The sequence below is a fragment of the Rhizobium glycinendophyticum genome (genome assembly GCF_006443685.1).
GTDB classification, from domain to species: Bacteria; Pseudomonadota; Alphaproteobacteria; order Rhizobiales; family Rhizobiaceae; genus Allorhizobium; species Allorhizobium glycinendophyticum.
This window is the reverse complement of the sequence record NZ_VFYP01000004.1, coordinates 36422-50060: the sequence shown is the minus strand read 5'-3', so window position 1 is coordinate 50060 and position 13639 is coordinate 36422. Positions and strand designations below refer to the sequence as shown.

General features: G+C 59.5%; 10 protein-coding genes, 1 pseudogene and 1 riboswitch. Of the genes and pseudogenes, 10 read left to right on the top strand and 1 reads right to left on the bottom strand.

Features of this window, described 5'->3' with window-relative positions:
• The first annotated feature begins 81 nt into the window (after positions 1-81).
• The 9 genes and pseudogenes from FJQ55_RS19330 (at position 82) to atzF (ending at position 11979) form a co-directional block, all read left to right on the top strand.
• Entirely contained in the window at positions 82-876 is a 795-nt protein-coding gene (locus tag FJQ55_RS19330) for a transporter substrate-binding domain-containing protein (RefSeq protein WP_140831037.1), read from the top strand.
• Positions 877-992: 116 nt separating this feature from the next.
• Entirely contained in the window at positions 993-1955 is a 963-nt protein-coding gene (locus tag FJQ55_RS19325; RefSeq protein ID WP_140831034.1) for a GNAT family N-acetyltransferase, read from the top strand.
• 227 nt (positions 1956-2182) lie between these two features.
• A riboswitch (guanidine-I (ykkC/yxkD leader) is annotated at positions 2183-2296 on the top strand.
• Between the two features lie 75 nt (positions 2297-2371).
• A complete protein-coding gene (locus tag FJQ55_RS19320) occupies positions 2372-3445 on the top strand; it encodes a putative urea ABC transporter substrate-binding protein (RefSeq protein WP_140831032.1) in 1074 nt (357 codons plus the stop codon).
• Positions 3446-3504: 59 nt separating this feature from the next.
• Positions 3505-4322 (top strand): annotated as a pseudogene (locus FJQ55_RS19315) (ABC transporter permease).
• Complete coding sequence (locus tag FJQ55_RS19310) at positions 4319-5107, top strand: ABC transporter ATP-binding protein (protein WP_140831030.1); 789 nt, start codon at positions 4319-4321, stop codon at positions 5105-5107. The pseudogene FJQ55_RS19315 and the gene FJQ55_RS19310 overlap by 4 nt, the downstream one beginning before the upstream one ends.
• 36 nt (positions 5108-5143) lie before the next feature.
• Positions 5144-5971, top strand: coding sequence for an urea amidolyase associated protein UAAP1 (locus tag FJQ55_RS19305; RefSeq protein WP_140831028.1), 828 nt, complete (start codon positions 5144-5146; stop codon positions 5969-5971).
• 13 nt (positions 5972-5984) lie between these two features.
• The gene (locus tag FJQ55_RS19300) at positions 5985-6638 is read left to right on the top strand and encodes an urea amidolyase associated protein UAAP2 (RefSeq protein ID WP_140831026.1); all 654 of its coding nucleotides are present in this window, start codon (positions 5985-5987) and stop codon (positions 6636-6638) included.
• Positions 6638-10180 carry an urea carboxylase gene (gene uca / locus FJQ55_RS19295; RefSeq protein WP_140831024.1) on the top strand — a complete coding sequence of 1181 codons (3543 nt, stop codon included), beginning with the start codon at positions 6638-6640 and terminating at the stop codon, positions 10178-10180. Before FJQ55_RS19300 ends, uca begins: the two co-directional genes overlap by 1 nt.
• The gene (atzF, locus tag FJQ55_RS19290; RefSeq protein ID WP_140831022.1) at positions 10177-11979 is read left to right on the top strand and encodes an allophanate hydrolase; all 1803 of its coding nucleotides are present in this window, start codon (positions 10177-10179) and stop codon (positions 11977-11979) included. Before uca ends, atzF begins: the two co-directional genes overlap by 4 nt.
• A gap of 184 nt (positions 11980-12163) precedes the next feature.
• On the opposite strand, the gene gcvA is transcribed toward atzF, so the two are convergent.
• Entirely contained in the window at positions 12164-13054 is an 891-nt protein-coding gene (gene gcvA, locus FJQ55_RS19285) for a transcriptional regulator GcvA (RefSeq protein WP_140831020.1), read from the bottom strand.
• Between the two features lie 136 nt (positions 13055-13190).
• Between gcvA and FJQ55_RS19280 the strand changes: the two genes are divergently transcribed.
• Entirely contained in the window at positions 13191-13601 is a 411-nt protein-coding gene (locus tag FJQ55_RS19280; protein WP_140831018.1) for a VOC family protein, read from the top strand.
• Positions 13602-13639: the final 38 nt, after the last annotated feature.

The window sequence follows — 13639 nt, the reverse complement described above, 5'->3', positions numbered from 1 at the left end:
CGGAGCGACCTCTTTAAGACTTACGTGCTTAGGTTGAAGGATGAACGGTCCTTGAAGCGTGACAGCAGAGGGAGGCTTGCAATGTCTATCACACTGTTTTCCAAGAAGGTCTTGCCTGTGGCTGGGGCCGTCTTGCTTTTGCTTTCATTTCAAGCTCCGAGTTTTTCCCAGCAGAGGCAAAACATACGAATTGCGGTTGAAGGCGCTTTCCCACCTTTCAACTTCCTCGATGCAAATCGAGAATTGCAGGGGTTTGACGTTGAACTGGCAAAGGCCCTTTGCGACGCGGGGAAGCTGGATTGCGAGTTTGTGATCCAGGAGTGGACGGCAATGATCCCGGATCTCATCAAGAAGAGGTATGACGCAATCGTCTCCTCAATGTCGATGAGCGCAGAAAGACGCGCAAAGGTGGCATTCACTCGTCGCTATTATGATAGCCCCTCAATCCTGGTTAAGCGCAAGGATGTTCAGGCACTATCGGCAGATCTTAAAGACCTGGCCGGTTTGAAGCTCGGCGTAACGGCCGCCACCTCGCAGGAGGAGTATGCCAAGCGGTTTCTCTCCGGTGTCGAGACCACCGTGTTCCATGCATCTCCGGACCTCTATAAAGGGCTCGCCGATGGGACAGTCGATGTTATTTTAGAAGACAAGCTCGCCATCTATGACTGGCTGGCGAACACACGAGCGGGAGCCTGTTGCGAGTTCACGGGTTCGGACATCAAAAACGACGAGTTTTTTGGGGAGGGAGCAGGTATCGCCGTTCGCCTGGACGATACCCAGCTCCTGCAGATCCTCGATACAGCTCTGGATGAAATCAAGGCGAACGGTAAATACGACGAAATCAATGCAAAGTATTTTCCGTTTAGCATTCAGTGAAGCCAGTTCGCTCCCTTCGCAATGCGATGCCGAGCGCCGAGCCTCTTAAAATGGTCACCTGGCGTGGAAGCTGGTATTGGCGGACGGGTAGACCCCTGGTGGCCTAGAGCGCCGGGGTGACGAAAGCGCTGGTGCGGAGAGCGGCTTTTATGACTCTAAAGATACACGTCGAAGAACCACTGGCGCTGAACGCGGAACTCACATCGAACCTGGCTTCGTTGGCATTTCAAAAAGATGGTCCAGCGTTGTCGGCGCAGAGATTTGCGTGGACCTACACGCGCGGATACGACGACGTGAAGGTTGTATCCGCATTTTCCGATGGCTCCAAAATCGGCCAACTGGGCTGCCTGTTCAAGACATTCGTGCTGAATGATCGCGAATGTACCGCTGCCGAGTTGGTCGATTTGTTCGTTTCCCCGGACTATCGATCGACCAAAGTCGCCAGTCTTCTCTACAAAGAGATGAAAACGATCGTCGCCCAGAAAGATGCGCAGCTCATCTTCGCTTACGCAAACGCTGGCGCTTCCGTTCTCAACAGGCGGCACTTTCGTATGGACGAGGCGACATCGCTCCCGGTACGCCTCGGGCTTGCGCCTCCCTTAAGCTTTCTCCGCCCTGGTCGGCTTGTGAGCGTCCGCAACGACATTGAGGGCGTTGCACAAGCATGTATTCAGTGTGCTTCCCCCGAAGCTTCGGGAATACGTCTTAGTCTTGAGCAAATGAAACGTCGCATTAGCTCCCCGGTTTACCGCTATCTTTGCGCCACCGACGGGGAAGTTGCTATTCTCGCGTCTCCACGCATCATTCGCTCCGTCCCGCTATTGCTGATATGCGCGACCTTTGCACCCGCGCGTGTTGGATCCTCACGATCTATCCGCCACCTCGTTCATAGCTTATGCCGTGCGACTAGCCAAAGCGCTTATCTTTATGTCGGCTGGAACGATGCGATCGGCCAGGGGCCTGGTCTCGGCATGCCTGAGAGACTTCTGAAAGACAAATTCGTCATACAGTCAAATTTCCTGGCTCAAAACCGTAACCGCATTGAGCGCTTTGAACTGCTCGACGTCGATTATGGATAACGGTCACATCTCGCTAGGCTGGAGGCGTCTCAGGTCGCGGTGTCGAGCGCCCAATGCCTGCTAGATATCGATTAAGCGAACACATTCTCAAACCTCACTCCCATCTGATTGCATAGTTTGTGACCAGCCTTTGTCAAAAATGTATGCACTTTTTGCCCCGCGACAGGAGTAGGGCTTTGATTCAGGGCTCGCTCAGCCTTGGCACGGTGTTTGCATGAAGCGATATCAGAGTTGGCCGCTAGGGTTCCGGCGCTTCGTTTGAGAAGCGCGACTGGTCCGAGAGCGGCTACCGGCGGGGAGACATCCCGACGGGTGCACGGCGGGACAAAAGCCCGGGAGACCTCGTAAGCCAAGGGATTGGCGGCGCGATGGTCCATGCCGATCCCTTTTTGAGATGAGCCAAAAGGGGAATGCACATGCAGACGTTTTCAAAGCTTCTTTCGATGACTGCGCTTTCGGCCGCCTTGGCCCTGGCCAGCCTCACTTCTGCAGAGGCTGCGCCGAAGAAGGACTTCAAGGTTGCCTGGTCGATCTATGTCGGCTGGATGCCGTGGGGCTATGCGGCAGACCATGGCATCGTCAAGAAATGGGCCGACAAGTATGGCATCAATATCGAGGTCACCCAGTTCAACGACTATGTGGAATCGATGAACCAGTACACCGCCGGTGCCTTCGATGCGGTGACGCTCACCAATATGGACGGCTTGTCTATCCCCGCCGCCGGCGGCGTCGACACAACCGCCGTCATCGTCGGTGACTTTTCCAACGGCAATGATGCGGTGATCCTGAAGGGTAAGGACACGCTCGAGGATGTGAAGGGCCAGAACGTCAACCTCGTCGAATTCTCCGTTTCCCACTACCTGCTGGCGCGCGCGCTCGAAAGCATCGGTTCGTCCGAACGGGATGTGAAGGTGGTCAATACCTCCGACGCCGATATGGTTGCCGCCTATCAGACGCCGGAAGTCTCGGCCGTCGTCACCTGGAACCCGCTGGTCGCCAGCATTCTCGAGGACAGGTCGGCGAAGAAGGTCTTCGACAGTTCGCAGATCCCGGGCGAGATCATCGACCTGATGGTCGCCAATTCCGACGTCCTGAAGGACAATCCTGATTTCGGCAAGGCGCTCGCCGGTATCTGGTACGACACCCTGGCCGTGATGACGGCAGCGACCGACGAAGGCAAGGCGGCCCGGACTGCCATGGGCTCGGCCTCCGGCACGGACCTTGCCGGCTTTGAGGCGCAGATGGCGGCGACGAAGCTCTTCGACAAGCCGGCTGATGCCGTCACCTTCACCGCTTCGCCCGATCTACCCAAGACCATGGATCTCGTCCGCACCTTCCTGTTCGACAAGGGCCTGCTTGGCAATGGTGCGCCGTCGGCTGATGTCATCGGCATCGAGATGCCAGATGGTTCCGTGCTCGGCGACAAGGCCAATGTGAAGCTTCGCTTCACCACAGCTTACATGGACGCTGCCGCAAAGGGTGCGCTCTGAACCGCTTCGGCCGGTCCTTTGAGGCCGGCCGCGAACGCCGTGTCAGAAGGAGAAAGCCGATGCGCTGGATCAATGCACGCCCGAGCAATGGCGCCCGCCTGTCGCTGGCACTGCTGCCTTTCGTTCTCGTGCTGGCCGTCTACATGATTGGTTCGGCCGAGCGGCTGGCCGACAATGCCAATGACAAGCTGCTGCCCGGACTGTCTGTCTTGGCCGAAACCATCAACCGCATGGCTTTCGTCGCGGATCCGCGCACGGGAGATTTTCTCCTGTGGTCGGATACGGCTGCCAGTCTGATAAGCTTGGTGTCGGTCTCGGTATTTCCACGGCAATTGCGTTGCTGCTCGGATTGATCATCGGCATCCTACCCTATGCAAGGGCGTTGCTTTCTCCCTTCATCGGCGCCATTTCCATGGTGCCGCCGCTGGCGCTCCTGCCGATCCTGTTCATCGTCATGGGGCTTGGTGAAGCCTCCAAGATTGCCCTGATCGTCATCGGTGTTGCCCCGATCATGGTGCGCGATCTGGCGCTGACGGCACTGTCCCTGCCGCGCGAAATGATCGTCAAAGCCGAGACCTTGTCGGCCTCCTCCTGGCAGATAGCGCTGCGTGTGGTCCTGCCACAGATCCTGCCACGTCTCATCACCACGCTTCGCCTGCAGCTCGGCCCAGCCTGGCTCTTCCTCATTGCGGCGGAAGCAATCTCGTCTGACAGCGGCCTCGGCTACCGCATCTTCCTGGTGCGCCGCTATCTCTCGATGGATGTGATCTTCCCCTATGTCGTCTGGATCACGCTTCTCGCCGTCGCGACCGATATCCTCCTCGATCGCCTGCGCATCGCCGTCTTCCCCTGGTCGGACCTGGAGAAGGGCAAGTGAGCGCGCTGTCGATCAGGAACCTCTGGAAGGAATATGGCGACCAGATCGTGCTGGAAAACGTTTCGATCGAGATCGAATCCAGAGCCTTCGTCGCCTTGGTCGGCCCGTCGGGCTGCGGCAAATCCACGTTCCTGCGTTTGTTGCTCGGACAGGAAGGTCAGACCCGCGGCGAAATCCTGCTTGATGGGGTGCCTCTGCCGAGAGAGCCGGGACCGGATCGCGGCGTCGTTTTCCAGCGCTATTCGGTGTTTCCGCATCTGACGGTTCTCGGCAATGTCATGTTCGGCAAGGAATTGCAGGGCTCTCGCCGCGCGGCGCGCCTGTTCGGCGCGGCTCGCCATACGGTGGAGGAGGAGGCGCGCGCGATGATCGCAGCAGTCGGGCTTTCCGGTTCTGAAGCCAAATATCCGGCACAGCTTTCCGGCGGCATGCAGCAGCGGCTGGCGCTGGCACAGGCGTTGATCATGCGGCCCAAGGTTCTGCTGCTCGATGAGCCCTTCGGCGCGCTCGATCCCGGCATCCGCACTGAAATCCATGTGCTGATGAAAAAGCTCTGGCACGAGGCGCCGATGACCGTCGTCATGGTCACCCATGATATGCGCGAGGCGTTTACGCTCGCCACCCGCGTCGTGGCGTTCGAGCGTCCCCGCGACCGGCCGGAGGAAAGGCTGCGCTACGGCGCAACCATCACCCGCGACATCACCATCTGGCCACCGAGACAGGCAGGTCAGGCATCCATCTTTCGCCCAGACCGGGACGGCCCGGTCGCCTCACAGGGGCAATAGCCGGGACGACCCAGCCGACATCCACTGGAGATGAATATGCACATCCGCCGTTCTCATGACGAAATCGCCGCCAATAGGGCGCGCTACGAAGAACATCAGCGTCAGGGGCTGAATGCGACGCCTAAGGCGCTGCCGGGCAAAAGTGACAAGCCCGCTGCCTCAATAGCCGAGGACCGCATCATCCACCGCGAAATCATCCCCGGAGGCTGGTATTGGTCGACCCGCGTCAAGGCAAACGAGGTGCTGCGCATCTCACTCGATCAGGGTTTGTCGACGCTGTCGCTGATCGCCTGGAATGCTGCCGATACCACGGAACGGCTGAACCTGCCGGATACGGTGAAGGTGCAGTGGACCACCGGATTGGCCAAGGGCCGGGTGATCTTTTCCGACATGGGCCGCGTGATGTTTTCGATCGTGGAAGACAGCTGCGGTGCCCATGACGTGCTGGTGGGTGGCTCAACGGCCTCCTCGAACGCAAAGAAGTATGCCGGTGCCAATGGTCCGGCCCTTCGCAACACGCGCGACAATTTCGTGCTGCTCGCCACCAAAGCCGGTCTCGACAAGCGGGATATTCCGGCGGCGCTCGCCTTGTTTGCCCCGGTTCGTGTTGATGCAGACGGCAAGTTCCATTGGAAGCCGGAACTGGTGCAGCAAGGCGATTATGTCGATTTGCGCGCAGACATGGACATGATCGTCGGCTTTTCCAACTGCCCACATCCGCTCGATCCGAATCCCGTTTATGCCCCAAACCCGGTCACGGTCACCCGCATTGAGGCCAGCGCGCCGAGCGCCGACGATCTCTGCCGCACGGCGACGCCCGAAGCCGTACGCGGCTTTGAGAACAACGCATTCGCGGCCCTGTGAGCGGAGAGAAACCATGACCCAGTTCGTCCAGACCTCTTCCGCCCGCACGCTGACCAATGCCGTGCAGGACCACTACATTCCCGCCGAAGCCCCTTTTTCCACCGTGGTCAAGAAGGGCCAGATCCTACGCATCGAGGACAGTTACGGCCAGCAGGCCATAGACACCCTGTTCTACAACGCTCAAGATTTTTCCGAGCGCTATTCCAGCCAGGACACGATGCGCGAGCAGGGTGCGGCCTATATCTCGACCGGCACGAAGATCATCTCCTCGGAAGGCCGAGTGATGGCGGTGATGACCGCAGACACTTGCGGGCGGCACGACACATCCGCCGGTGCCTGCTCCTGCGAGAGCAACACGGTCCGTTTCGGCCATTACACGAAATACCTGCATGCCTGCCGCGACAATTTCGTGCTGGAGGTTTCCAAGCACGGCATGAGCAAGCGGGACGTCGTGCCTAACATCAACTTCTTCATGAACGTGCCGATCGAACCTTCGGGTGAAATGACCATCGTCGACGGCATTTCGGCGCCTGGCGATTACGTGGAGTTGAAGGCGGAGATGGACCTGCTGCTGGTCATTTCCAACTGCCCACAGATCAACAATCCCTGCAACGGTTTCGACCCGACGCCGGTACGGGTGCTCGTCTGGGAGGGTGAGGACGCCTGATGTTTGAAAAAGTCCTGATCGCCAACCGCGGCGAGATCGCCGTGCGGGTCATCCGCACGCTGAAGCACATGGGCATCGCATCGGTCGCCGTCTATTCCGATGCCGACCGGTTTTCCAAAGCCGTGCTCCTGGCCGACGAGGCCGTGCGCCTCGGTCCGGCACCCGCTTCTGAAAGCTACCTGAACGTTGATGCAGTCATTGCGGCCTGCCTGCAGACAGGCGCGCAAGCGGTGCATCCCGGCTATGGGTTCCTGTCGGAAAACATCGGTTTTGCCGAGCGGCTGAAGGCTGAAGGCATCGCCTTTATTGGCCCCAGTCCGCAGAATATTGCTGATTTCGGCCTGAAGCACACAGCGCGCGAATTGGCGAAAGAAAGCGGCGTCCCTCTGCTGCCTGGCTCCGACCTGCTTGTGGATCGTGAGGCAGCAGTGACTGCCGCAGAAAAAATCGGCTATCCGGTGATGCTGAAATCCACTGCCGGCGGTGGCGGGATCGGCATGCAGCTTTGCGACACAGCGGAGGCTCTGGCCGCTGCCTTCGACAGCGTGCAGCGCACCGCCAAGTCCAGCTTTGGCGATGGCCGCGTCTATCTGGAGCGGTTTGTGTCCAAGGCGCGCCATGTGGAGGTGCAGATATTTGGCGATGGCAAGGGTCGCGTCATTGCGCTCGGTGAGCGCGACTGCTCGCTGCAACGGCGAAACCAGAAGGTGATCGAGGAAACGCCGGCGCCAGGCCTTTCGGATCAGGTTCGCTCAAAGCTGCATAAGGCGGCCGTGGCACTCGGTCGGCAGGTGAACTACGCCTCTGCCGGCACGGTCGAGTTCATCTATGACCCGGCACACGAGGAATTCTATTTTCTGGAAGTAAACACCCGTCTGCAGGTCGAACACCCCGTCACCGAAGCGGTCTTCGGCATCGATCTGGTCGAATGGATGATCCGGCAGGCGGCCGGCGAGGATGTGCTGAGCGGCAAGGAAGACCTGAAGCCGAAGGGTGCGGCTATCGAGGCGCGTGTCTATGCCGAGATGCCCCATGCGGGTTTTCGTCCGAGTGCCGGACTGCTGACGGAGGTGAAGTTCCCCGAAGATGTCCGGGTCGACGGATGGGTGGAAACCGGGACCGAGGTGACGCCCTTCTATGATCCGATGCTGGCCAAGGTCATCGTTTCGGGTGCCGATCGTGATGCCGCTATTGCAGCTTTGTCCAAGGCACTCGACAAGACATCGCTTTGCGGCATCGAGACCAATCTCGGCTACCTGAAAGCGATCGCGGCCTCAGAACTCTTTCTCAGCGGCGATGTCGCGACAACCGCACTCAAGGACTTCGACTTCGTGCCTGATGTCGTCGAGGTTATCGCACCCGGCGCGCAATCATCTCTGCAGGAATTGCCAGGCCGGATCGGGCTTTGGCATGTTGGTGTGCCACCCTCCGGTCCCATGGACGAGCGCTCCTTCCGCCATGCCAACCGGCTGGTCGGCAACCACGATTATACGGCTGCCCTGGAGCTCACTGTCTCCGGGCCGGTGTTGAAGTTCTTCTCCGATACGGTGGTGGCGCTTGCCGGTGCCCTAATGCCAATGGCGGTGGATGGTCAGCCAGTGGCGCATGACAGGGCGGTAGAGGTCAAAGCTGGCCAGACGCTGACGATCGGCAGCATTTCAGGCGCCGGCCAGCGCGCCTATCTCGCTGTTGCCGGAGGCTTTGATGCGCCGGTTGTCATGGGCTCGCGCGCAACATTTGGCCTCGGCCAGTTTGGCGGCAATGCCACGGGCACGCTTCGCGCCGGCCATGTGTTGCGCCTGGCGCGCGTCGAGCAGACAGATGTGAAGCCCGCTGCCGAGCCGGCTGCGCTCACCCGTGAATGGTCCGTCGGCGTCATCTATGGTCCCCACGGCGCACCAGATTTCTTCCTGCGTGAAGACATCGAGACGTTGTTCTCAACGCCTTATGAGGTGCACTTCAATTCCGCCCGCACCGGTGTGCGCCTGATCGGCCCGGCACCCAAATGGGCGCGTCAGGATGGTGGCGAGGCAGGGCTACATCCCTCCAACCTGCACGACAACGCCTATGCCATCGGTGCGATCGATTTTACCGGCGACATGCCGATCATTCTGGGGCCGGATGGTCCAAGCCTTGGCGGCTTCGTCTGCCCGGCGGTGATTGTGCGCGACGAACAGTGGAAGATGGGGCAGTTCAAGCCGGGAGATACGATCCGGTTTCATGCGGTTTCGCGGGATGCCGATTTGCCTGTCGTGACGCCGAGTCTGTCCCGCCTGGACGTCGAAGCCGGCTCTCCGGTCCTCGCCTCACTCACCGACGTCCCGGTCCAAGTTGTCTACCGCCGCCAGGGCGATGATAATCTCCTGGTCGAATATGGCGAGATGCAGCTCGATATCGCCATCCGCATGCGGGTTCATCTTCTGATGCAGGCCGTTCGGGCGGCACGGTTTCCCGGGTTGATCGATCTCACGCCTGGCATTCGTTCGCTGCAGATCCATTACGATGGCACGACCCTGTCGCGGGCAAAGTTGCTTGGCCAGTTGATGGAAATCGAAAAGAGCCTGCCACCGGTCTCCGAAGTCAAGGTGCCGAGCCGCACCGTCTGGCTTCCGCTCTCTTGGAACGACCCTGAAGCTGAACTTGCCATGCGCAAGTATCAGGAGCTGGTGCGCCCGAATGCCCCCTGGTGCCCGTCGAATATCGAGTTTATCCGCCGCATCAACGGGCTTGCCGATGAGCAGGCGGTGAAAGACACGATCTTCAACGCTTCTTATCTGGTCATGGGGCTGGGCGACGTCTATCTCGGCGCGCCAGTGGCGACCCCGCTTGATCCTCGCCATCGGCTGGTGACAACCAAATACAACCCGGCCCGCACCTGGACGCCGGAAAATGCCGTCGGCATTGGCGGCGCCTATATGTGCATCTACGGCATGGAAGGGCCGGGCGGTTACCAACTGTTCGGCCGCACCATCCAGGTGTGGAACACCTGGCGAAAAACCGATGTCTTTGCCGAGGGGAAGCCATGGCTGCTCGATTTCTTCGATCAGATTCGCTTCTTCCCCGTTTCTCACGAGGAGCTGATGGAGGCGCGTGCGGCCTTCCCGCATGGCGGCTATCCGATCCGCATTGAAGAGGGCACTTTTTCCTACGCCGACTACGAAGCGGAGCTTGCTCGTAATGCTGATAGCATAAAGGCCTTCAAGCAGGGGCAGCAGGCAGCCTTTGAGGCAGAACGCCGTCGCTGGAAGGAAGAAGGTCTCGACAGCTTCGTCACGGACGAAGGGGCAGGACCTGGCCTTGGCGGAGATATTCCCGAAGGCTGCTTCGGCGTGGAAAGTGCTGTGCCCGGCAATGTCTGGAAATTGCTCGTCGAAGAGGGCCAGACGGTGAAGGCGGGCGACACACTCGCCATCATCGAGTCCATGAAGATGGAAATCAACGTAACCGCTCATGCCGCGGGTACTGTGCGCGATGTTCGTGCCGGACCGGGGCGCAACGTCAAGGCCGGCGATGTGCTGGTTGTTCTGGAGGAAGCCGCATGATCCCTGCCATTCTCGATCTCGCCTCGCTGAAGGCACTGTATGCCGGAGGTCTTTCGCCGCTCGATCTCGTGGAAGAGGTCATCGCCCGCCGCAAAGCTTCGGATGATCCGGCGATTTTCATCACGCAAACGCCGGATGACGATCTGCGGGCAGCGGCCAATGCGCTGGTGGCAAACGCCCCTCAACCCAACAGCCTGCCGCTCTGGGGCATTCCCTTTGCGGTCAAGGACAATATCGACGTCGCGGGCCTGCCGACGACAGCCGCCTGCCCGGCCTTTGCTTACTCTCCGGACCGGGACGCAACCGTCGTTGCTCGCCTGAAAGCCGCCGGTGCTTTGGTGATCGGCAAGACCAATCTCGATCAGTTCGCAACTGGCTTGAACGGCACACGCTCGCCCTATGGCGCCCCTCGTTCCGTGTTCAACAAGGACTATGTCTCTGGCGGGTCCTCGTCAGGTTCGGCGGTGACTGTTGCATCAGGTCTTGCAAGCTTTTCGCTCGGCACCGACACGGCCGGTTCCGGCCGGGTACCGGCCGCCTTCAACAACCTCGTCGGGATCAAACCGACGCCGGGTCTGGTGCCGAATGTCGGCGTCGTGCCGGCTTGCCGCAGCGTCGACGTGGTGACGGTCTTTGCCGCAACCGTCGGTGATGGCGTTGCGATCCGCAAGATCATGGATGGTCTCGATACAGCTGATCCCTATTCGCGGAAGGCCGTGCCTGCCGCACTTCCGGCAAGCAGCCTTCGCATCGGCGTACTCGACGGAGCAGAGCGGGAGTTCTTTGGCAATGCCGCCGTTGAGGCTCTTTATGATGCTGCCATCGAGCGGGCGAAATCGCTAGGGGCCACCATCGTGCCCTTCGACTATGCTCCATTCCGGCAGGCCGCCGAACTGCTCTACAACGGCCCTTGGGTTGCCGAGCGTCTGGCGGCGGTCAAGGATTTTATCGCCACCAATGCCGATGATTTTGACCCGACCGTGCGCAAGATCATCGAGGGTGCGGGAGCCTATGACGCGGTCGATGCTTTCGAAGGGCAGTATAAGCTTGGCCATCTGCGCCAGAAGGCACTAGCCGAGTGGGAAAAGCTCGACATTTTGATGCTGCCAACCTCGCCGACCACCTATACGGTGGATGCGATGCTCGCCGACCCGATCGTCAAGAACAGCCATTTCGGCCGTTACACCAATTTCGCCAATCTCTTCGGCTATGCGGCAATCGCCGTTCCCGGCGGATTTGGTACCGACGGCCTGCCGAGCGGGGTCACCCTGTTCGGGCCTTCCTTCTCGGATGATGCGCTGGCCCCCTTCGCCGATGCGATGCATCGAGCAGCCGCTTCGGGCATGGGCAAGGACAAGGCGGTAAGTCTGCCTGAAGCATCCAAGGTCGCAGAACCGGATGACGGACTCGTCACCATCATGGTGGTCGGCGCGCATCTGACCGGCATGCCGCTCAACCACGAACTGACTGGTCCCGGCGGAAAACTGGTGAAGACCTGCCGCACTGCCGGCGAGTACCGGCTCTACGTTCTGCCCAATACCACGCCTCCGAAGCCCGGCCTGATCCGTGAGCCTGGCTTTGAGGGCAAGGGGTTGGAGGTCGAGGTTTGGAAGGTGACACCTCAAGCGTTCGGCCGTTTCGTCCAGAACATCCCAGCCCCGCTTGGCATCGGCAAAGTCATGCTCGATGACGGCAGCCAAGTGTCCGGGTTTCTGTGCGAACCCTATGCGGTCAAGGGCGCGCAGGAGGTGACTGAGCTTGGCGGCTGGCGAGCCTATATCGCGTCGCGTAAGGGGTGATGGGGGGTAGGGGAAGGGGGCTTCCCGCACCCGGCCCTGGCTTAAGTGCGAGAATATCAGCCGCCCAAGGGGTTCTCGCGCTGGCCCGTGTCACGAAGCCTTGGCCATGGGCTTTGGACTGGAGGCAGTGTCTGCCTTATCTTTCGAGGTAGAACAGCTTCCCTGACTTGGATCAAGCCAGGCGTCACGCTAGCTGCCCGAGAAGCCAACTTCGAAAGATCTTTACCCGCGGGAGTTCACTCTTTGCCGCTGACGTGACGAGGTAGTAGGCGCCTGGGCCAGCGATGCGATCGGTAAACGGCGTGATCAGATTGCCGTTGCGGATATCCTCCTCGATCAGGAATGTCGGGAGCAAGGCGACGCCAAGCCCAGCAACAGCACCCTGAATGATCATGAAAAAGTGCTCGAGGCTAGGACCCCATTGGAGATCCTCAGGATGCACGCCGACGGAGCGAAACCAGTGTTCCCAGCTGTGTGGTCGAGTTGAGTGGCGGATCAGCCGATGGTGGCGCAACGACTCATAGCTTGTGATGGGATGCTCGCCATTCATGAGCCGCGGGCTACAGACAACCTGGATCTCCTCGCTCATCAATGGATCGACAATTGCATCTGTCCAATTTCCATGGCCGAAGCGGATGGCGACATCGATCCGCTCTTTCGTGAAATCAAGTTCACCGTCGCTAGAAACGATATTGAGCGCGATCTCCGGGTGCTGCTCCTGAAATGCCGGCAGCCGCGGTAGCAGCCATCGCGTGCCGAATGTCGGCAGCATGCCAATTGACAAGGTCCCTTTGCCCGCTTTGGATGAGATCAGCTCCACCGTGCCTGCCTCGATCAGATCGAGAGCGTCACGCAACAGCGCGTTGTAAAATCGACCCTGATCTGTGAGCTCAATCCGTCGGCTCTGGCGGGTGAACAGCGACACCTGCAGGTATTCCTCAAGGCTTCGCACCAGACGGCTCGCCGCGCTTTGAGTCACATTCAGCTCTTCCGCAGCTCGCGTAAAGCTGTTGTGCCTGGCGACAGCTTCGAAGGTTCTTATCGCATTGAGTGAAGGCAAGAGGCGCCCACGCACGTGTTTTCATTCCTTCACATCATGGAAAACCGATCTTTATGCGCCTTGCGGAGTAGCGTCAAGACGATAGCTTTTCCCACGGGTCGCAGGCTAGGCGCTGGCACCCTTAAGGCCAATCACGCAAAAGGCGTTCAGAATGATCCCTTTCCATATGGCGTTCGCCATCGACGACAAGGAAACCGCTCGTCATTTTTATGGCGAAATCATCGGCTGCAAGGTCGGCCGAGAAGCCGACAACTGGATCGACTTCGATTTCTTCGGCCACCAGATATCCGCCCATCTCAACATGGACGCCAAATCCACGGCGACCTCCAAGGTTGGAACGGATTTGGTTCCGTTGCATCACTTCGGCGCGGTTTTGCCCTGGGACGCCTGGAATGGCTTAATCGAACGGCTGCGCAAGGTAGGGTATCCCTTTGTCATGGAGCCCAAGGTGCGCTTCAAGGACGAACCTGGCGAACAGGGAACCTTCTTCCTGAAGGATCCTGCCGGCAATGCGCTGGAATTTAAGTCCTTCAAGAACCCCGAAGGCATCTTCGAACACTGAGACCTTCGGGTTCTGACCCCTTATGACTGGGATTAACG

What these genes read in the sequence shown, in the direction of transcription:
- FJQ55_RS19330 (WP_140831037.1), top strand. Translation starts at nt 82, where the DNA reads ATGTCTATCACACTGTTTTCCAAGAAGGTCTTGCCTGTGGCTGGGGCC.
- FJQ55_RS19320 (WP_140831032.1), top strand. Translation starts at nt 2,372, where the DNA reads ATGCAGACGTTTTCAAAGCTTCTTTCGATGACTGCGCTTTCGGCCGCC.
- FJQ55_RS19305 (WP_140831028.1), top strand. Translation starts at nt 5,144, where the DNA reads ATGCACATCCGCCGTTCTCATGACGAAATCGCCGCCAATAGGGCGCGC.
- FJQ55_RS19300 (WP_140831026.1), top strand. Translation starts at nt 5,985, where the DNA reads ATGACCCAGTTCGTCCAGACCTCTTCCGCCCGCACGCTGACCAATGCC.
- uca (WP_140831024.1), top strand. Translation starts at nt 6,638, where the DNA reads ATGTTTGAAAAAGTCCTGATCGCCAACCGCGGCGAGATCGCCGTGCGG.
- atzF (WP_140831022.1), top strand. Translation starts at nt 10,177, where the DNA reads ATGATCCCTGCCATTCTCGATCTCGCCTCGCTGAAGGCACTGTATGCC.
- FJQ55_RS19280 (WP_140831018.1), top strand. Translation starts at nt 13,191, where the DNA reads ATGATCCCTTTCCATATGGCGTTCGCCATCGACGACAAGGAAACCGCT.